This window comes from Nocardiopsis changdeensis (genome assembly GCF_018316655.1).
GTDB lineage: Bacteria > Actinomycetota > Actinomycetes > Streptosporangiales > Streptosporangiaceae > Nocardiopsis > Nocardiopsis changdeensis.
Genome location: NZ_CP074133.1, coordinates 6,999,186 through 7,017,330, shown reverse-complemented (window position 1 = coordinate 7,017,330; position 18,145 = coordinate 6,999,186). Strand labels below are relative to the sequence as shown.

Below are 18,145 nucleotides of genomic sequence, written 5' to 3'. Positions count from 1 at the left end.
GGGCGGCGCACGGCCGCGGGCCGGCGGCCGGGGTCAGGCGTCGCCGCGCGACAGGCGGCGCACCGCCAGCTCGGCCAGCAGAGCGGCCTGGGCGGGCAGCACCGCGTCGTCGTAGCGGGCCTGCGGGGAGTGGTTGGCGGGCGCGGAGCCGGGGTCGGCGTCGGCCGGGGTGGCGCCGAGCATCAGCATCGCCCCGGGCACCTCGCGCAGCACGAGGGAGAAGTCCTCCGAACCCGAGGCGGGCACCGGGGACACGAACCCGGCGTTCCCGCCGAACAGGTCGTGCACCGTGTCCATGGCGAAGGCCGCCTCGGCGGCGTCGTTGACGGTCACCGGGTACAGCACCCGGTACTCCACGTCGGCCTCCAGCCCGTGGGCCGCGGCGATCCCGCGGACCAGGGCGGGCAGGGCCTCCCTGAGTCGCTCCTGGTTGGCGGGGGAGTAGCTGCGCACGGTCGCCTCGAACTCGGCCTCGTGCGCCAGCACGTTCTGCTGGGTCCCGGCGGCCAGGCGGCCCACGGTGACGACCACCGGGTCGAAGATGTCGTAGGTGCGGGTCACGTGGCTCTGCAGCGCCAGCACCATCTCGCAGGCGGCGGGCACCGGGTCCTTGCCCCGGTGCGGGGACGAGCCGTGGCCGCCCTCGCCGCGCACGGTCACCCTGAGCACGTCGGAAGCGCTCATGACCACGTCCGGCTTGGTCGCCCAGAACCCGGCGGGCAGCATGTTGGCGGCCACGTGCACGGCGTAGGCGGCGTCGAGGGGCCTGCCCGCCGCGTCGAGCACCCCCTCCTCGATCATCATCCGGGCGCCGTCGTGGCCCTCCTCGCCGGGCTGGAACATGAACACCACGTCGCCGGGCAGCTCGTCCCGCACCTCGCACAGCAGCCGGGCCGCGCCCACCAGGCCGGCGACGTGCAGGTCGTGTCCGCAGCCGTGCATGACGCCGTCGAACCGGGAGGAGTACTCCAGGCCGGTGTCCTCCCGGACCGGCAGGGCGTCCATGTCACCGCGCAGCAGGACGGCGCCCCCGGGGCGGCCGCCGCGCAGGACGGCGGTGACCGAGCCGAGCGTCCGGCCCTCGGTGATCTCCAGGGGCAGGCCCTCCAGGGCGGCCAGGACCTTGGCCTTGGTCAGCGGCAGCGCCAGGCCGATCTCCGGTTCGCGGTGCAGGGCTCGGCGGAGCTCCACCAGGTCCTCGCGGTGCTTCTCCGCCCGTTCCACCATCCGCATGCTCGGGTCCCCCCCGTCGTTCACGTTCTCCGACCGGGCCAGGATGGGGCGGTATACCTGTAGGGGCGCCGATTTCATCGGAAAATCGCAGGTCGGGGGATATCCATGCCGGAAAACCGCATCCTGGACGACGTGGACCAGCAGCTGGTCCACGCCCTCCAGATCTCCCCGCGCGCCTCCTGGACCGTGCTGGGCCGGGTCCTGGGGGTCGACGCGGCCACGGTCGCCCGGCGCTGGCAGCGGCTGCGGGACTCCGGGGCGGCGTGGATCACCTGCTACCCGGGGGCCGCGCTGGCGGGGGCGGGCGGCTGCCTGGCGTTCATCGAGGTGGACTGCGTCGGCGGCCACCTGCTGCCGGTGGCCCGCGCCTTCACGGAGCTGCCGCACGTGTCCACCGTCGAGCACGTCACCGGCGACCGGGACCTGCTGCTCACGGTGATGACCGAGGACGTGGGGGCGCTGTCCCGCTGGGTGGTGGGCTCCCTGGACACCATGGAGGGGGTCCGCGCCAGCCGCACCCACCTGGCGGGCGCGGTCTTCACGGAGGGCAGCCGCTGGAGGCTGCGCGCGCTCACCCCCGCCCAGGTGGAGCGGCTGTCCGCCGAGGCGTTCCCGGTGGAGGCCGCGGACCTGCCCGACGAGCTGGACCGCCGGATCATGGTGGAGCTGTCCATGGACGGGCGCATGCCGTACACCGCCCTGGCCGAACGCTGCGACAGCAGCCCCGACACGGTGAGGCGCCGGGTCCGCCACCTGTTCGCCGCCCGCATGGTGCAGGCCCGCTGCGAGGTGGCCCGGCCGCTGTCGGACTGGCCGTCCGTCGTCCTGCTGTGGGCGGGCGTCCCGGCCGACGCCATCACCGAGGCGGCCCAGCGCATCACGGCCATGCGCGAGGTGCGGCTGTGCGCCGGCGTGACGGGGCGGCACAACCTGCTGATCGCCGCGTGGAGCCGGTCGGTGGAGGACTCCCAGAGGTTCGAGGCCGACCTGATGCGGGTGGTGCCCGAACTGGTCGTGGGCGACCGGGCGATCGGCCTGTGGCAGGCCAAGCTCCTGGGGCAGCGCCTGGACCAGCGGGGCTACCGCACCGGCGGGGTCCCGGTGGATCCCTGGGCCGTCCCCGGGGCCTGAACCGCGGGGACGGCCCGGGGCGTTCAGTCCGCGCTCAGCGCCTCCACAGGGTGCTGGGCCGCCGCGCGCAGCGCGGGCAGCAGCCCGGCCACCGCTCCGATCGCCACCGTCGCGGCCACCGCGCCCGCCCCCGCCCACCAGGGCAGGGCGAACGGCCACCCGCGCAGCAGCGCGAACACCGCCGTCACCAGGGCTCCCAGCGCCACGCCGAACACCCCGCCCAGCAGCGACAGCGCCATCGCCTCCACCAGGAACTGCACCCGGATCGCCCCGCGGGTCGCCCCCAGGGCCCGGCGCAGGCCGATCTCGCCGCGCCGTTCCAGCACCGAGATGACCATGGTGTTGGCCACCCCGACCCCGCCGACCAGCAGGGCGACCCCGCCCAGCCCCAGGAGCAGGCCCTGGAGGGTCCGGTCGGCGGCCTGCCCGGCGGCCAGCGCGTCCGAGGGGCGCGACACCTCGACCTCGTTCGGGTTCTCCGGGTTGGCGTTGCGGCCGACGAGGTCCCGGACCTGGGCGGTCCGCTCCGGGTCGGTGCGCACGTAGATCGTGGACGGGTCGCCGGTGCCCCCCAGCAGCTCCTCGGCGGCCTCCTGGCCGACCAGCGCCGCGTTGTCCAGTTCGGGCGCCAGCTCCACCGGGGCCAGCACGCCCACCACCGAGAAGTACTCGCCGCCGATGAGCACCAGCGTGTCCGGGGTGATCCGGGTGACGCCCAGGCGTTCGGCCGCGGAGGCGCCCAGCACCGTCGCCGGGTGGTCCGTGGTCGCGCCGTTGAACCACTCGCCCAGCGCCATCCGTGCGCGCAGGGTGTCCTTCAGGTCCACGCCGACGCCGTGCACGCCGATCCCGCCGGACTCCCCGGCCGGGACGAGGTCGCTCCGGTAGACCTTCGCCCCGCTCACCTGCTCCACCTGCGAGGTGCGCTCCACCTCGGGCATGCGGTCGATCCGGCCGCGCGCCTCCTCGGGCAGGGTCGCGTCCCCGCCGAAGAACGTGGTCCCGGGCGCCACGGTGACGAGGTCGGTGCCCAGCCGGGCGAGCGTCGCCTCCAGGTCGGCCCGGCCGGAGGCCGAGATGCCCACCACCGCGACCATCGCGGCGATGCCGATGGCGATCCCCAGGGCGGACAGCACCACCCGGGCGGGGCGGGCGCGCAGCCCGCTCGCCCCGGTGCGCAGGTGGTCGAGCGGGGACAGCCGCGCGGGTCGGGGGCGGGCCGGCCGGGCCCCGCGGGTCCCGGGCCGGGACTCCGGATCACCCTCCCCGCGCCGGCCACCGGGACCCTCCGTCTCCTTCCCCGGCCGGCGGTGTTCCGTCGGCCCCTCCCACAGGCGGCTCACGAGACCCCCTCCGGGAGCGCGGCCGAGTCGGCGACCACCCGCCCGTCCCGCACCTCCAGCCGCCGCGGCGCCCGCGCGGCCAGCTCGCGGTCGTGGGTGATGACGACGACGGTGACGCCGTCCTCGTGCAGCCCGTGCAGCAGGCCCATCACCTCCGTGCCCGAGGCCGTGTCCAGCGCGCCGGTCGGCTCGTCGGCCAGCAGCAGGTCGGGCGAGCCGACCACGGCGCGGGCGATCGCCACCCGCTGGCGCTGCCCGCCGGACAGCTCGTGCGGCCGGTGGCCGACCCGGTCGGCCAGCCCCACCCGCTCCAGCGCCGCCAGCGCCCGCTTCCTGCGTACCCGCAACGGGACACCCGTGTAGAGCAGCCCGTCGGCGACGTTGTCCAGCGCCCGCACGTTGGGCGCCAGGTGGAACCTCTGGAACACGAACCCCAGGACGCGGGCGCGCAGCGCCGACAGTGACCCGTCGTCCAGCGACCCCACGTCGTGGCCGAACACGCGCACCGTTCCCTCGGTCGGCGCGTCCAGCGTGCCGATCATGTTGAGCACGGTCGACTTGCCCGACCCCGAGGGGCCGACGATCGCCACCATCTCCCCGCGCTCCACCCGCAGGTCCACCCCGTCCAGGGCGCGCACCCCGCCGGGGTAGGAGCGGGTCACGCCGGTGAACTCCACGGCGGGCGCGCCCCGGCCGTTCTCGCGGACGCTCATCCCGGGACCACCACTTCCGTGCCCTCGTCGACGCCGTCGCCGGTGACCTCGACCAGGCCGTCGGAGAACCAGCCGGTCTCCACCGGGACGTCGCTCACGGTGCCGTCCGCTCCCACCACCGACACCCCGTACCCGCCGCCGGAGAGGGCGATCAGCGCGCCCACGGGCACGGCCAGGACGTCCTCCCGGCTCTGGCCCCGAACCTCCACGGTGACGGGGGCCCGGTCGAGGAACCCCTCGGCGTCGTCGGGCAGGCGCACCAGCACCTCCACGGTGGCCTTCTCCTCCTCGCCGCCGGGCGTCCCCTCCGGGGCGTCGTCGGCGGTCTCGGCCACGGTGCCCACCGACGACACCTCGCCGGTCACCGTGCCGCCGCCGGGCATCTCCACGGTCACCTCGTCGCCCCCGGCCACCAGGTCCCGGTCGTCCACGTCCAGGTCGATCCGCACCACGCGCTCGGTGGCGGCGGTGTCGAGCAGGGCCGTGCCGGGGGCGACGTTCGACCCCACCGCGACCTCGTGGGAGGTCACCCGCACCGGCCCGGGCGTGTACCAGATCCGGGCAGGGTCGACCGTGCCGGTGACCTCCATCCCCTGAGTGTTCCGCTGCCAGGTCTCGACGGCCGCGGCGGTGAGCGCCGTGTACTCGTCGTCCACGGTGAACCCGCCGTATCCGAGCTCGGACAGCGCCTGCTCGAACCGGCGAACGTCCTCACCCCTCACCCCCGGTTCCAGGGTCCGGTGCGCGGGAGCGTCCCCGCGCAGCAGGATCGTGGGGCGGCCGTCGACCTCCCAGGCGCGGTCGCCCGCCGACAGCTCGGCGCCCACCTCGGGCAGCCGGGTCAGCACCCCGTCGGAGCGGGCGAAGAAGGCCCCCGCACCGGGATGCCCGAGGGTGCCGTCCAGGGTCTCGCGGCGCTCCAGCGTGGTGCGCTCCACATGAGCGGTGGCCTCGGGGCGCGGGGCCGCGTCACCGTCGGAGGCCGGCGGCGGACCCCACACCGTGTAGGCGGCCAGCGCGCCCAGCGCGGTGAGCGCCGCCAGGGCGGCGATCAGCCAGGGCAGGCCGCGCCGCCGTCGCGGGCGCCCGGCGGCCCCGGTCTCCGCCTCCGGCCCCCCGGGGAGCGTGGCGGTGCTCACGAGTCACCGTCCCCACTGCCCCGGACCTCCTCCTGCGCCTGCTCCGAACAGCGGGTGAGCGCCTCCATGCCCTCGTCGTCGCCGGGCTCCACGGGGATGGTGATGCCCTGACCGCGTTCGGGGTCGGGCATGTCGAAGCCCTCCTCGCGCATGCACTCGGCCATCAGCAGGCCCTCCTGGAACAGCTCCTCCTCGGACGGCGCGTTCTCGTCCACTGGGATGATGTCCTCACAGGCCTCCAGGGCGGCCATCAGCTCCTCGTCGTCGGGGTCGACCGCGGGCAGGGCGATCATGCCCTCGCCCTCCGGGTCGGGCATGTCGTAGCCGTTCTCGCGCATACAGGCGGCGAAGTCCACCATCGCCTCCTCCATGGTGGGCTCCCGTGTTCCGCCGGCCTCCCCGTCGGCGTCCCCGCCCAGGGCTCCGCATCCGGTGAGCAGCAGTCCCGCCGCGGCCGCCCCCAGGGCGTAGGCCGATGCGCGCATGTCGTTCACTCCTCGGTTCCCGGTGCCGGCCGGTCCGGCACCGCTTCGGAGCACATGCCATCGGGACCGCGGTTAGCCGTCGGTTAGCCCGCCCGTCGCCCTCCACCGCCCTCAACGGACGGCCTGCGGCCGCGTCCCTCCTGGTCGGGGCACGGGTCCCGCCCCGGCATAACCGTGTTCTAACCCCGCGGGTGCATACTCGCCGGTCAGTGGGTGTCGGTGGTGAGAGGGGCGTGCCGTGCGGGTTCTGGTGGTGGAGGACGAGCCGTCGCTGGCCCGGAGCGTGGCCGAGGGGCTGCGCGGCGAGGGCATGGCCGTGGACGTGTGCCACGACGGCGGCACCGGCTGGGAGACCGCCACCGTGCACGACTACGACGTGATCGTCCTGGACCGGGACCTGCCCGTCCTGCACGGCGACCGCGTGTGCAGCCGCCTGGCGGCCGACCCCGGCGTGCACGCCCGGGTGCTCATGCTCACCGCGGCCGGTGAGGTGGAGGACCGGGTCGCCGGACTGGACCTGGGCGCCGACGACTACCTGGCCAAGCCCTTCGCGTACACGGAACTGGTGGCCCGGGTCCGGGCATTGGGGCGGCGGGCCCGGCCGGCCGCCCCGCCGCTGCTGTCCGCGGCCGGACTGGAGGTCGACACCGTGCGCCGGACCGCGTTCCGCGACGGGCGAGAGCTGGCGCTGTCGCCCAAGGAGCTGGGGGTCCTGGAGGAGTTGCTGCGCGCCGACGGCGCCCCGCTGTCCGCGGTCCGCCTCATCGAGAAGGTGTGGGACGCCCACCTCGACCCGTTCAGCGGGGTGCTCAAGGTGGTGGTGCACGGACTGCGGCGCAGGCTCGGCGATCCGCCGGTGATCGAGACCGTCCCCGGGCAGGGGTACCGGATCCGGGCCGGAGCGCCGGAGTGAACCGGCTGACCCTGCGCACCCGGCTGGCGCTGGTCTACACGGCGGTGTTCGTGCTCGGCGGGGCGGTGCTGCTGGGCGTGAACTACGGGATCGTCTCCGCCAGCCTGGAGAACCGCGGCGTGAGCCTGGCGACGACCGTCGAGGGGGTCGCCGTCCAGGCGCTGGACGAGGCGGACACGGTCTCCATCCCGGCGGCACCGACCGTGCCGACCGGGACGTATTGGGAGGCCGAGGACTACGGGGAGGCTCAGGCGGCGGTCGAGGAGCTGCTGGACGCCTACCGCTCCGCCGTGCTCACGGACATGGTGGTCACCTCCGTGCTGGTGCTGGGCGGGGTGACGGCGCTGGCAGCCCTGGCCGGGTGGCTGATCGCGGGCCGCCCGATGCGGCGGTTGCACCGGGTCACCGAGGCCGCCCGCACCCTGTCCGAGGACGACCTGCACAGCCGCCTGGAGCTGACCGGGCCCGACGACGAGTTCCGCGAGCTGGGCGACACCTTCGACGGCATGCTCGCCCGCCTGGAGCGGGCCTTCGACAGCCAGCGCCGGTTCGTCGCCAACGCCTCGCACGAGCTGCGCACCCCGCTGGCCGTCCAGCGCACCGCACTGGAGGTGCCGCTGTCCCAGGGCCGGGTGCCCGAGGACCTGAAGCCCGCCTTCGGGCGGGTGCTGGAATCGGTGGAGCGCAGCGAGGAGCTCATCGCCGGGCTGCTCCTGCTCGCCCGGTCCGACCGGGGCCTGAGCGGTACCGAGGCGGTGGGCCTGGCCGAGGTCGCGGGCGACGCCGTCGCCCTCCACACCGGGACGGCCCGGGCCCGGGGCGTGGCGCTGGAGCTGGAGGTCGAGCCCGCCGACGTGGCGGGGGACCGGGTGCTGCTGGCCCACCTGGCCCGGAACCTGGTGGACAACGCCCTGCGCTACAACGTCGACGGCGGGGACGGCGGCTGGGTGCGGGTGGAGGTGAGCACGATCGCCGACCGGGCCGTGCTGCGGGTCGCCAACACCGGTCCGCGGGTGCGCGACGCCGACGCCCTGTTCGAGCCCTTCCACCGCGGCGACGCCGCCCGCCTGCACCGCGACCGGTCCGGCAGCGGCCTGGGCCTGTCGATCGTCCGGTCGATCGCCGAGGCGCACGGCGGCAGCGTGTCGGCACTGCCCCGGACCGGGGGCGGCCTCACCGTCACGGTCGGCTTCCCGGCCGTGGAGGGTGACGCATTCGGGCGGTGACGCAACTACGCAACGAAAGCGCTGCCGCCCGCGGGGCGGGTTTTCGTCACCGCGGGCGACGGCCGACACGCCCGGGGTGCCGCCAACGAAAGGCGTCGGCGGCGCCCCGGAGGGATCCGGCTCAGGCGGGCCGCGGTTCGGCGCCCCGGTACAGGGCCGCCACCACGCCCTCGATGTCGGGCTCCTGGAGGGTCAGGTCGGCGATGTCGTGCCCCGCCGCGACCCGGCCGATGACCGCCGACGGGTTGTCCGCCAGTTCCAGCCACTGGCGGGGCCCCTCGGTCCGTACGCACCGCGCGCCCGCCACCTCCAGCGGCGGGGCGGGCTCGGCCAGGTCCACCACCAGCACCCGGGGCGTGGGCACGGCCGCGCGCAGTCCGTCCAGGTCGCCGTCGTAGGCCAGGGAGCCGTGGTCGATCACCACCACCCGCTCGCACAGGCGCTCCACGTCGCCCAGGTCGTGGGTGGTGAGCAGGATGGTGGTGCCCTCCTCGGCGTTCAGCCGCAGCAGGAACTCGCGGATGGTCGACTTGCTCACCACGTCCAGGCCGATGGTGGGCTCGTCCAGGACCAGCAGCCGGGGCCCGTGCAGGAGGGCGGCGGTGAGGTCGCCGCGCATCCGCTGGCCCAGGCTGAGCTGGCGCACCGGGGTCCGGAGGAAGGGCCCCAGCTCCAGGAGTTCGGTGAGCTCGGCCAGCCTCCGGGCGTGGTCGGCGGCCGGCACCCGGTACATGTGCCGGGTCAGCTCCAGGCTGTCCTTGAGCGGCAGGTCCCACCACAGGGTGGTGCGCTGGCCGAACACCACCCCGATCCGGGCGGCCAGGCGGGTCCGCTCCCGGGACGGCTCCACGCCCAGCACCCGCAGGCGCCCGGCGGTGGGGGAGAGGATGCCGGTCAGCATCTTCATGGTGCTGCTCTTGCCCGCGCCGTTGGGGCCCAGGTAGCCGACGATCTCCCCGGCCCTGACGGTGAGGTCGATGCCGCGCACGGCGGACACGGTGCGCCTGGTGCGGCGGAACAGCGGGCCCTCGGACAGCACGAAGTCGCGGCCCAGGCCGACCGCCTCGATGACGGTCTCGTCGGAGTGTGCACGGGTCATCTTCAGCTCCCGGTGGATCGGTAGTGGCGCAGGCCCAGCCGCCACAGCAGGGCGGCGGCCGCGCACGACAGGGCGGCGACGAACGGCGGGGCGTAGCGGAGGAGGCCGGGCAGCCCGGTCGGGTCCGGGCGGTCCAGCAGGTACAGGACCGGCTGCCAGCAGACGAACGCCAGCGGGACCGCGAAGGTGACGGCGTACACGACCCCCTTGCCGTAGATGGACAGCGGGTACTCGGTGAGCGCCTGCCCGCCGTAGGTGAGGGAGTTGGCGGCCTCGCGGGCGTCGGCGACGAAGAACTGCAGGCACCCGCTCGCGGTCCAGACGGCGGCGGCGATCGCCACCCCCGACACCAGCAGGACCGGCAGCATCAGGACCTTGCCCGGGGTCCAGTCGATGTCGCAGTGGTACAGCGCCACCCCCATGACCACGGTCGCCGGGACCACCCGGCCCAGGCGGCGCAGCGCGAACCGGTCGGTGGCGATCTGGATGAGCGGGGAGACCGGCCGCACCATCATGACGTCCAGGGAGCCGTTGCGGATGTGCTGGCCCAGCCCCTCCACCATGCCCATGAGCATGTCGGCGGTGGCGAACACCAGGTTGGACAGGGACGCGATGAGCAGGCCCTCGGCCAGGGAGAAGCCGTCCAGCGCCCCGGCGTGCCCGAACACGACGAACACGGCGGAGATCTCCGCGATCGCGCCCAGGGAGGTCCCGAAGGTCATCAGGGCCAGGGAGGCCGGGTACTGGGCGAGCGCCCGGCTCCAGGTCCAGGCCAGCAGGAGGTAGGTGCGGACCGGCCGGGTCAGGCGTTCGACGGGCCGGTCGGGGGTGCGCGGGAGGAGGTCAGCCACCCTGGACCACCACCTTGCGGGTGGCGAGGGAGGTGAGCCACGCGCCGAGCAGCAGCAGGGCGGCCGCCCACCCGGCCTGGAGGGCCAGCCCGCCCGCGGCGGTCCCGCCCGGCAGGCTCTCCTTGCCCAGCATGACCTCGGCGGGGATCTGGACGGTCGCCGCCCACGGCAGGACGCGCAGGACGTCGGCCACGGCCGGCGGGAAGAGGGGGAGGGGCAGCAGCATCCCGGCGGCCACCGGGCCGACCAGGCCGACGACCGCCCAGATCCCCCGGGTGTCCAGGATCCAGAACCCGGCCACCTCGTACAGGTAGCGCAGGGCGAACCCGATGACCGCGGCCAGGGCGACGGAGGCGAGGACCAGAGCCCAGTGCCCGAGTGTCCCCGGCAGCAGCAGGTCGAACAGCAGCACCCCGACGAGGAAGGTCGGGACGCCCCGGAAGACGATGCTGAACGTGGCCCGGCCCAGGTCCTCGGCCAGCCACCAGCCGAGCAGCGGGACCGGGCGCAGCAGGTCGGTGCCGACGGCCCCGCTGCGGATGCGCTCGCCCAGGTCCAGCGGGGGACCCATGATCGCGACGGTCGCGATCAGCGCCTGGCAGACGAACACCTGGGTGACGGCGTCGGCCGCGTCGTACCCGTTGATCTCGGGGCGCACCGAGAAGAGGGCGAGGAGGACGGCGGCGTTGATGCAGCCGAAGACGGAGTTGGTGAAGATGCCGGCGATCGTGGCCGCGCGATAGGTGGAGTACCTGCGCAGCCCTCTGATGTACACGGCCGGATAGACGCGCACGAAGGAAGACCCCCTGGGACGTGCTCTGTGTGCACTGCGTGCTGGATGGGAACTTCGCGCCCGAAAGGCGCGGTGTGTCCGGCACGTCCCTGACGCGCGAGGGGCTCAGGTCCGGGTCGCCGCGAAGGGTGAACATAACACGTCCGCGCGGCGGCCGGGGAAGGTGCGGACGGGTCCCGTCCCGGCCCCCGGTGTCGGGGCGGGACCCGGTGCGGCCGGTGTCGCCGCGGTGGAGGTCGGGCTCAGGGCGCGGTGCGTGCGCCGTCCGCCCCCTCGGGGGACCCGGGTTCCCGCTCCTGGAAGGAGTGGCGGAGGTCCTCCTCCGCGCGCCGGTCCGCGAGGAAGGCGACGATCAGGAAGGTCAGCCCCAGCGCGGAGGCGACGGCGGTGGCGGGCATCGTCCAGACCGCCTCCGGTCCGAAGCCGCCGAGGAGGGTGGGAGGGGTCGGGTGGGCCAGGAGGAGCACCGCCACCACGGTGAACCCGGCCACGACGCCGACGACGGCGAACACGCCGGTCGCGGCGGTGAGGCGGGGCGCCCGCATCAGCACGGTGGCGGGGGTGTCCTCACTCCGCCCCGTGGTCGTTCCGATGTCTTCGGCCTCCGGGATGGGGGAGGCCGTGGTGCTGGTCGTCATGCCCGTCGAGGTGAGCCCGGCAGGGATTCTCATGTGATCTCCCGTGTTCCGTCACTCTGTTCTTGCCGCTCGTCCTGAGTGAGGACGAGATCGGGCTTGATCAACTCACGCCCTAATCTATGTGATCTAGTTCACTTTCCCCCTCGGAGGAAAAAAATCTACCTCGGACGGTGATTTTACGTTCACCAATAGTCGCCCAAGGGTTGCGAGGGGGTTGCATCACCGCTGTTCACAGCACCTTTCTGGTGGACTCCCCGCCCACCGCCACAACGGCGAGCGTCGGCACCGCCGGGACGCCCAGGGACATCCGCAGTGGTTCGACCGCCGTCTCCCGGCAGCCGTCCAGGAACTCGCGGAGATCGGTGTCCGGGGACACGACCGCCTCCAGCCGCAGCCACGGGGCGTTCTCCGGACCGTGGAGCCGGGCGCGCGCCCGCACCGCCCCGGGCACCCTTTCCACGGCCTCGGCCACCGCGTCCCCCAGGGCGTTCCCGGACAGGACGGTCAGGCCCGCGGCCGAGTCCGCGCCCCGCACCAGCCGACGCAGCCGCCCGGTGTCCCGCTGGGCCAGCAGCCACCACACGCCCAGCAGGACGGCGGCCAGACCGACGGCGGCGACGGCGTAGGGCAGCAGCTGCGGTGGAACCGATGGTGCGAGCCGCGGCAGGAGGTCCAGGCCCCCGGCCGCGCGGACGCCGGCCCGGGCGGCGGCCCCGGCGGCCCCCAGGGCGCCCGCGGCGATCAGCGCGGCGCCCAGGGCGAACGAGAGTGCGCGGTTCAGGCGCGACCGGCGCATCGCCCCGCGGAAGGGGCGGCGCGCGGGCCCCCGCTCCGCGCTCACCGCCTCCTGCACGCGGTCCTCTTCCCGCGTACGGTTCTCACGGATCGCCGTCATGCCGGACCCACCTCACGCACGCGCGCCCGGACCGCCGGACGGGGCAGCACCCCGAGCTCCCCGGCTCTGCGGCGCACCGATTCCTCCACCCGGCCGCGCAGGGCACCGGAGGACCCCCGCATCCGGGTGGAGACCAGGACGCGCACGCGCCGCCTCCCCACCCGCACGCGGGCACCGCTCACACCGTCCACATCCCGCGCCTCCTCGGCGAACAGCCGGGCGGCCGCGCCGCGGGTGAGGCCGCACACGAACAGCGGGTCGTCGGTCACCAGCGCCAGCGGCCCCCGGCCGCCGCGCGCGAGGGAGGACACGACCAGGGCGGCGCCGACGACCAGCGCGGCGGCCGACAGGACGGCCGTCGCGCCGACGCCCGACACCGCGGCGGACAGGTCGCCGACGGTCCGGGCGGCCGGGTGGTCCGGAACGAGGGCCCGGGCCGGGGCGACCGCCCCCGCCCCCGCCCCGGCCAGGACCAGGGACACGGCGCACAGCACCGCGGTGCCGGTCCGGCGCGGACGCAGGAGGCGCAGCGCGGTGCGCCGCGCGGACCGGGACCGCTTCTTCTCGGAGTTCTTCTCCGAGTTCTTCTCGGGACACATGGAAGGCCTTCCGTGTCAGCGAACGACCGGTGGGAGGACGAGGCGGACGACGCTGACGTCCGCCGTGTGGACGCGCAGCCCCGTGGTCCGTTCCACCGCGGCGACGAGCCGCACGCGCAGGTCCGCCGCGGCCGCCTCCAAAGGGCGGGGGTAGGCCATCGCGACCTCCACGCGCAGGGCGACGCGAGAGCCCCCGCGGCTCACCTCGACCCGCACCGGGGAGCCCGCGATCGCACCGCGCAGCGCCCCCTCCAGGGGGCGCACCGCCTCGTGGCGCAGCGCTTCGTGGCGTACCAGGCGCTCGATCACGCGGTCGGCGACGACGGTCCGGCCGGGGGTGGGCGCGCTCACCGCACGTCCCTCCGGTCCCTCGGTGTGAACAGGGCGGCGAGGTCCACCTCGCCCGCGTACGCCCTGCCGAGGAGGAACCCCAGCGCCCCGAACAGCAGGACCAGAAGGAACGCCCAGAACCCGCCGAACGCGGCGGTGAGTCCCAGGACGACGCCGAAGGCGAGTCCGACGATCGGCCACATGACTGCTCATCTCCGGTCTTCGTGCTCGGTCTCACGGGTGGTCACGACGGTCCCCTCACTGCACACGGGGCTCGTTGCCGGAGGCGTCCTCGCCCTCGCCGGGGAGGTGGATGTCGTCGACGGCCACGTTCACCTCGGTGACCTCCAGCCCCGTCATCCGCTCCACGGCCGAGACCACGTTGCGCCGGACCTCGGCGGCCAGGTCGGGGATGACGGCGCCGTACTCGACGACCAGGTTGATGTCGACCGCCGCCTGGCGCTCCCCGACCTCGACCGCGACCCCCCGGTCCGCGGCGGCCGAGGAGGTCGAACCGGGGATGCGCTCGCGGACCGCGTCGAAGGCGCGGGAGGCGTTGCCGCCCATCCGGTGGACGCCGCGGACCTGCCGGGCGGCCATGCCGGAGATCTTGGCGACCACGTGGTCGGCGATCACGGTGCGGCCCTGCGCGTCGCCGCCCGTGGCGGTGGTGACGCGGCGCAGGTCGGTGCCGGCGGTTCCGGTGTCCTGGGGGTTCTTGGCTGCCATGTCCGTCTCCTCTGTCTCTGCTTCTGTTCCTGCTTCGGGTGGCTCTGCTTCGGGTCCGTGCTCGTGCCGACGGCGCCGGATCAGCGCGGCGGGGCGCCGGGGGCCGCGACGCGGTGCGCCGCGGACCGGAGGCGGGAGAGGCGCAGCCTCGCGCCGGTCGCCGCGTCCGCCGGACGGGGGAGGGGGCCGCCGGGCGCGGGGGACGTGCCGTCCCCGGCCCGCCCGGGCGCGTTCGCCGGGGCCTCCCGCCGGGTCGGTGTCCTGGCTTCTCCCATGGCCGGTCCTCCGTGTCCTCGTGTGCGGCACGCCCGTTCCGGTGCCGTCGTCCGTGAAGACACGGGAGCCTGGGCCGGGCTCACGGTGGATTTCACGTGATGCGGATCACGTTTTTTTAGTGCTGGAATGGATACTGAATGTACCTGTCCGAATACCGTGAGTGGGTGATCCGTGTCAGATGAGCTCCGGGAGGAGTCCGCGGCACCGGCCGGGCCGGAGGACGCCGTCCCCGAGGCCGTCCTGGTCGAGCGTGCGCAGGACGGCGACGACACGGCGTTCGAGATCCTGCTGACGCGGCACCAGGACGTGGTCTACCGCATCGCGCTGCGCATCCTGCGGGACCCGGGCGACGCCCGGGACGCCGCCCAGGAGGCCCTCATCACGGCCTGGCGCAAACTCCCCGAACTGCGGGACCCCGCGGCGTTCGGCCCCTGGCTGAAGCGCATCGCGGGGCGGCGCGCCCTGAACCTCCTGCGCTCCCGGGCGGAGACCGAACCGATCGACGAGCAGGCCGCGCCGGACCCCCGCGACGCCGGGCCGGACGCCGAGGCGCTGGCCGGCGACCTGCGGGGCGCGCTGATGCAGGCCCTGGCCGGACTGCCCCCGGGACAGCGCACCTGCTGGGTCCTGAGGGAAATGGAAGGATGGGGATATGAAGAGATAGCAGAAGTCGTCGACGCGACCCCGACCGCCGTGCGTGGGCGGATCCACCGCGCCCGCACCCATCTCGTGAAGGCTCTTGCACCATGGCGCTAGAACCGCCCGACGACGGCGCTGACGGCCTCCTCCCCTGCGGGAACGAGGAGGACGTGCTGGTGCGGAACCTGATGGAGGGCCGCACCACCGAACACGAGGCCCGCTGCCCCCACTGCCGGGCCACCGCGCGCGACCTCGCCCCGCTGGTGTCCGCGCTGCGCGAGCCCGAGGCGGAGGCGGTCAAGGCCCCCGCCGGGCTCGTCGAGGACGTCATGCGCGCCATCCGCGCCGAACGCGGGAACCGACGCTCGCTGCTGCTCGGCGGACCCGGTCCCGGAACGACCCGGATACGGGAGTCCGCCGTCGCGGCCATGGCGCGCTACGCGTCCCGGGGGGTCCCCGGGGTGCTCGTCGGCCGCTGCCGGGTGGAGCGGGGGCCGGACGGGCTCGCGGTCTCCCTGACGGTCCGGGTCGCCCACGGCACCCCCATCGCCGGGGCGGCCGAGGACGTGCGCCGCACCGTGCGCGACATCCTGGAACACCGGCTGGGGCTCCCGGTCCTCCGGATCGACATCGAGGTCGTCGGGCTGATCGAGTCCGACTGAGCAGGGAGGGAGCTCACGCGGGGCCGGCGGTGCGGGCGGGGCCGTGACGGGACTCACGCCCCGCCGTTACCGCCCCGTCACCGGGCGGAGCACGGGCGCAACGTCGGCTTGGCACCGTCGGACCCATGGACGCTACCGATGCCCACGACGGAACCGACGACCGGCGCACCGGCTTCCTCGGCAGGGAGGCCCTCGACTTCGGGGTCCTGCTGACCGCCGCCGGGGCGGCGCACCTGGTGGTGCTCTCCCTGGGCCACAGCGACGACGGGGCCCGCGCCCTGCTCGCGGTCGGGACACTGCTGGTCCTGGCCTCCGGCCTGCACCGCTGGTACCGCCACCGGCGGCCCGCGGCCCCGGCTGCGCACCGGGCGGAGACCCGCCGCCCGCACGGAGCCGCACCCGTCCACGAGCCGCTCGGCGACCGCCTGTGGAGCGTGCGCGTCACCGTCGCGGACGTCCCCGGCGGGCTCGCCGCCCTCACCGCGGGGTTCGCGGCCCTGGGCGTGGACATCCGCCTCATGCACGTCCACCCCGCCGGGGCCGAGGCCGTCGACGAGTTCTTCGTCAGCGCGCCCGCCCGCGTGGGGGCGCACGCCCTGCACGCCGCCGTCCGGGAGGCGGGCGGCCGCGACGCCATCGTGCGCACCGCCGACCCGCACGAGCTCAGCGACACCACCAGCCGGACCCTGGCCCTGGTCGGGGCGCTCGCGTCCGGGGACACGACCCTGGAGGACTCGCTGCTGTCCCTGGCCGCCGCCCGGGTGGTCGAGACGGCGGACGCGCCGCCCGTCGGCCTGGGGCGCGAGGACCTGTCCGGCACCGTGATGACACTGCCCGCCCCCGACGGCCGGGTGCTGGTCGTCCGGCGCTCCGGAACACCGTTCACGCCGGTGGAGTTCGCCCGCTGCCGGGCGCTCGCACAGGTCGCCGCCACCCTGGGCAGCCGGACCGGCGGCGCCTGAAGGGGCGGATGAGAACCAGGGGGTCCGCGAGCGCGTCGCACCGGGGGCGGGCCGCACGGGTCCGCCCCACCCCCCTGGAGGAGCATGACCGACAACGATCCGCTGGCCGCCGCCCGGGCGAGCCTGGCGAAGGGCGAGCCCTCGCGCGCCGTCCTCTCCCTGCGCCCGTACGCCGACGACCTGCCGCTGCCCGAGCTGGTCGCGCTGGTGCGCGACGCCTCCCGCGCCCTGGGCGCGGACGACCTGGCCGGGGCCGCCGCCGACCTGCTCGCCGACATCGACGGCCCCAAGGCCCTCTACGACTTCGGATACGCCGCGACCGGGTCCGGGATCCCCTTCGTCGGCGTCCCCGCGCTGCGCCGGGCCCGCGGCCTGGCCCCCGACGTCCTGCCGGTCCTGTGGGAGCTGGCCTCCGCGCTGGAGGACTCCCACCGGCACCGGGAGGCCGCCGACGCCCTGCGCGGGTGGGACGGCGAGCTGCCCGCCTGGCCCGGCCGGTACCTGATCGCCTACAACTCCCTGGCCGCCGGGGACCTCGCCGGGGCCAGGGAGGCCCTGGCCGACCTGCCCGAACCCGAGGACCCGGACTGGGGCCCGGCCCGCGCCCGGGTCGCGGCCATGGCCGAGCGGGCCGCGGCGGCCGCCGCCGTCGGCCCGTTGGACGGCTCCGACCTGCGCGGATGGCACTTCGTGCTGCACGGGGGAGTGGTCGCGCACCTTTCCCCGCACGGGTTCGAGGAGCCCATGCGGGGGCGCTACGCGTTCGTCTCGGACGACTACTCGTACTGCCGCACCGGGCTGGAACGGCTGCGGCTGGTGCTGGAGACCGCCGGGCGCGCGGTGGACGGCGTCATGGCCCTGCCCGACCGGGACAGCACGGTCCTGGGACTGGCCGCGTCCCGGCTGCTCGGCCTGCCGCTGCTGCCGGTGGACCCGGCCCGGCCGGGCGCGCTGGTGGTGGCCTACGACCTCGACGACGCCGACCCGGAGCTGCGCGGGGCGCTGTTCGAGCGGCCCGACGGGCAGATCCTCTTCGAGCACGCCGCGAGCTGGGTCCGCCCCGAGGGTCCGGCGGCCGACGTGGTGACGCTGCTCCACCAGAACGCGCACCGCCCGTGGGGCGAGCGGATGCGGATGGTGGACGTGCAGGACCCCTCCCGCGGTGTGGAGACGGTCCCGGCGGACGGGCGCCCGGAGGCCGAGCTGGCCGAGGAGGTCCTCGCCGCCGAGGCAGTGACCGGGGAGAACGGTGAGGAGGGGCCGCCGGACACGGTGGACGTGCTCGCCGGGTTCGTCGGGGCCGTGGCCGGGGGGTGGGCGCGGACCGGCCGGCGCTGGCGCGCGGACACGCCGGGGCCGGTGCGCAGCTCGTACTTCATCTGACCCCCGCGGCGGAACGCGGGCCCGCGGCCGGGGATCCGGTTTCGGGCCCGCGCTTTTTTCCACAGGCTGTGGAAAATCCCCCATGATCCGTCCCAGGCGGGTAAAA

At 75.1% G+C, this 18,145-nt stretch carries 21 protein-coding genes; 7 read left to right on the top strand and 14 right to left on the bottom strand.

Annotation, left to right across the window (positions count from 1 at the left end; translation table 11 throughout):
• Positions 1-33 precede the first annotated feature (33 nt).
• Positions 34-1,233, bottom strand: a complete 1,200-nt coding sequence (locus tag KGD84_RS31495; RefSeq protein ID WP_220563926.1) for a M20 metallopeptidase family protein — start codon at positions 1,231-1,233, stop codon at positions 34-36.
• A gap of 105 nt (positions 1,234-1,338) precedes the next feature.
• On the opposite strand from KGD84_RS31495, the gene KGD84_RS31490 reads away from it, so the two are divergent.
• Positions 1,339-2,364 carry an Lrp/AsnC family transcriptional regulator gene (locus tag KGD84_RS31490; protein ID WP_220563925.1) on the top strand — a complete coding sequence of 342 codons (1,026 nt, stop codon included), beginning with the start codon at positions 1,339-1,341 and terminating at the stop codon, positions 2,362-2,364.
• 23 nt (positions 2,365-2,387) lie between these two features.
• Here KGD84_RS31490 and KGD84_RS31485 read toward each other — a convergent pair whose 3' ends face one another.
• The 4 genes from KGD84_RS31485 to KGD84_RS31470 form a co-directional block, all read right to left on the bottom strand.
• Positions 2,388-3,563 (bottom strand): ABC transporter permease, encoded by a 1,176-nt coding sequence (locus tag KGD84_RS31485; protein ID WP_220565414.1) that lies wholly within the window; start codon positions 3,561-3,563, stop codon positions 2,388-2,390.
• A 140-nt stretch (positions 3,564-3,703) separates the two neighbouring features.
• Complete coding sequence (locus tag KGD84_RS31480; protein WP_220563924.1) at positions 3,704-4,420, bottom strand: ABC transporter ATP-binding protein; 717 nt, start codon at positions 4,418-4,420, stop codon at positions 3,704-3,706.
• Positions 4,417-5,559, bottom strand: coding sequence for a peptidoglycan-binding protein (locus KGD84_RS31475; RefSeq protein WP_220563923.1), 1,143 nt, complete (start codon positions 5,557-5,559; stop codon positions 4,417-4,419). The genes KGD84_RS31480 and KGD84_RS31475 overlap by 4 nt, the downstream gene beginning before the upstream one ends.
• Positions 5,556-6,044 carry a hypothetical protein gene (locus KGD84_RS31470; RefSeq protein WP_220563922.1) on the bottom strand — a complete coding sequence of 163 codons (489 nt, stop codon included), beginning with the start codon at positions 6,042-6,044 and terminating at the stop codon, positions 5,556-5,558. Before KGD84_RS31470 ends, KGD84_RS31475 begins: the two co-directional genes overlap by 4 nt.
• A gap of 238 nt (positions 6,045-6,282) precedes the next feature.
• Here KGD84_RS31470 and KGD84_RS31465 point away from each other — a divergent pair, with 238 nt between their 5' ends.
• Complete coding sequence (locus KGD84_RS31465; RefSeq protein ID WP_220563921.1) at positions 6,283-6,957, top strand: response regulator transcription factor; 675 nt, start codon at positions 6,283-6,285, stop codon at positions 6,955-6,957.
• Positions 6,954-8,183 (top strand): sensor histidine kinase, encoded by a 1,230-nt coding sequence (locus KGD84_RS31460; protein WP_220563920.1) that lies wholly within the window; start codon positions 6,954-6,956, stop codon positions 8,181-8,183. Before KGD84_RS31465 ends, KGD84_RS31460 begins: the two co-directional genes overlap by 4 nt.
• A gap of 121 nt (positions 8,184-8,304) precedes the next feature.
• Here the strand turns inward: KGD84_RS31460 and KGD84_RS31455 are convergent, their stop codons facing one another.
• The 9 genes from KGD84_RS31455 to KGD84_RS31415 all read right to left on the bottom strand — a co-directional run bounded on the left by KGD84_RS31455 (position 8,305) and on the right by KGD84_RS31415 (position 14,117).
• A complete protein-coding gene (locus KGD84_RS31455; protein ID WP_220563919.1) occupies positions 8,305-9,282 on the bottom strand; it encodes an ABC transporter ATP-binding protein in 978 nt (325 codons plus the stop codon).
• Between the two features lie 2 nt (positions 9,283-9,284).
• Positions 9,285-10,133: an ABC transporter permease gene (locus tag KGD84_RS31450; protein ID WP_255646916.1), complete on the bottom strand. Its 849-nt coding sequence runs from the start codon at positions 10,131-10,133 to the stop codon at positions 9,285-9,287.
• Positions 10,126-10,926, bottom strand: coding sequence for an ABC transporter permease (locus KGD84_RS31445; protein WP_220563918.1), 801 nt, complete (start codon positions 10,924-10,926; stop codon positions 10,126-10,128). The genes KGD84_RS31450 and KGD84_RS31445 overlap by 8 nt, the downstream gene beginning before the upstream one ends.
• A 242-nt stretch (positions 10,927-11,168) precedes the next feature.
• Positions 11,169-11,597: a hypothetical protein gene (locus KGD84_RS31440; RefSeq protein ID WP_220563917.1), complete on the bottom strand. Its 429-nt coding sequence runs from the start codon at positions 11,595-11,597 to the stop codon at positions 11,169-11,171.
• Positions 11,598-11,793: 196 nt separating this feature from the next.
• Positions 11,794-12,459 (bottom strand): hypothetical protein, encoded by a 666-nt coding sequence (locus KGD84_RS31435; protein ID WP_220563916.1) that lies wholly within the window; start codon positions 12,457-12,459, stop codon positions 11,794-11,796.
• Positions 12,456-13,058 (bottom strand): DUF6286 domain-containing protein, encoded by a 603-nt coding sequence (locus tag KGD84_RS31430; RefSeq protein ID WP_220563915.1) that lies wholly within the window; start codon positions 13,056-13,058, stop codon positions 12,456-12,458. The genes KGD84_RS31435 and KGD84_RS31430 overlap by 4 nt, the downstream gene beginning before the upstream one ends.
• A 15-nt stretch (positions 13,059-13,073) precedes the next feature.
• Positions 13,074-13,409, bottom strand: a complete 336-nt coding sequence (locus KGD84_RS31425) for an Asp23/Gls24 family envelope stress response protein (protein WP_220563914.1) — start codon at positions 13,407-13,409, stop codon at positions 13,074-13,076.
• Complete coding sequence (locus KGD84_RS31420) at positions 13,406-13,591, bottom strand: DUF2273 domain-containing protein (RefSeq protein WP_220563913.1); 186 nt, start codon at positions 13,589-13,591, stop codon at positions 13,406-13,408. Before KGD84_RS31420 ends, KGD84_RS31425 begins: the two co-directional genes overlap by 4 nt.
• 55 nt (positions 13,592-13,646) lie before the next feature.
• Positions 13,647-14,117: an Asp23/Gls24 family envelope stress response protein gene (locus tag KGD84_RS31415; RefSeq protein ID WP_220563912.1), complete on the bottom strand. Its 471-nt coding sequence runs from the start codon at positions 14,115-14,117 to the stop codon at positions 13,647-13,649.
• A 447-nt stretch (positions 14,118-14,564) separates the two neighbouring features.
• Between KGD84_RS31415 and KGD84_RS31410 the strand changes: the two genes are divergently transcribed.
• The 4 genes from KGD84_RS31410 (at position 14,565) to KGD84_RS31395 (ending at position 18,039) form a co-directional block, all read left to right on the top strand.
• Entirely contained in the window at positions 14,565-15,149 is a 585-nt protein-coding gene (locus KGD84_RS31410; protein ID WP_220563911.1) for an RNA polymerase sigma factor, read from the top strand.
• The gene (locus KGD84_RS31405; RefSeq protein ID WP_220563910.1) at positions 15,140-15,694 is read left to right on the top strand and encodes an Asp23/Gls24 family envelope stress response protein; all 555 of its coding nucleotides are present in this window, start codon (positions 15,140-15,142) and stop codon (positions 15,692-15,694) included. The genes KGD84_RS31410 and KGD84_RS31405 overlap by 10 nt, the downstream gene beginning before the upstream one ends.
• A gap of 125 nt (positions 15,695-15,819) precedes the next feature.
• Positions 15,820-16,656, top strand: coding sequence for an ACT domain-containing protein (locus tag KGD84_RS31400; protein ID WP_220563909.1), 837 nt, complete (start codon positions 15,820-15,822; stop codon positions 16,654-16,656).
• Positions 16,657-16,740: 84 nt separating this feature from the next.
• On the top strand, positions 16,741-18,039 hold the full coding sequence (locus tag KGD84_RS31395; protein ID WP_220563908.1) for a hypothetical protein: 1,299 nt from the start codon (positions 16,741-16,743) through the stop codon (positions 18,037-18,039).
• Positions 18,040-18,145 lie beyond the last annotated feature (106 nt).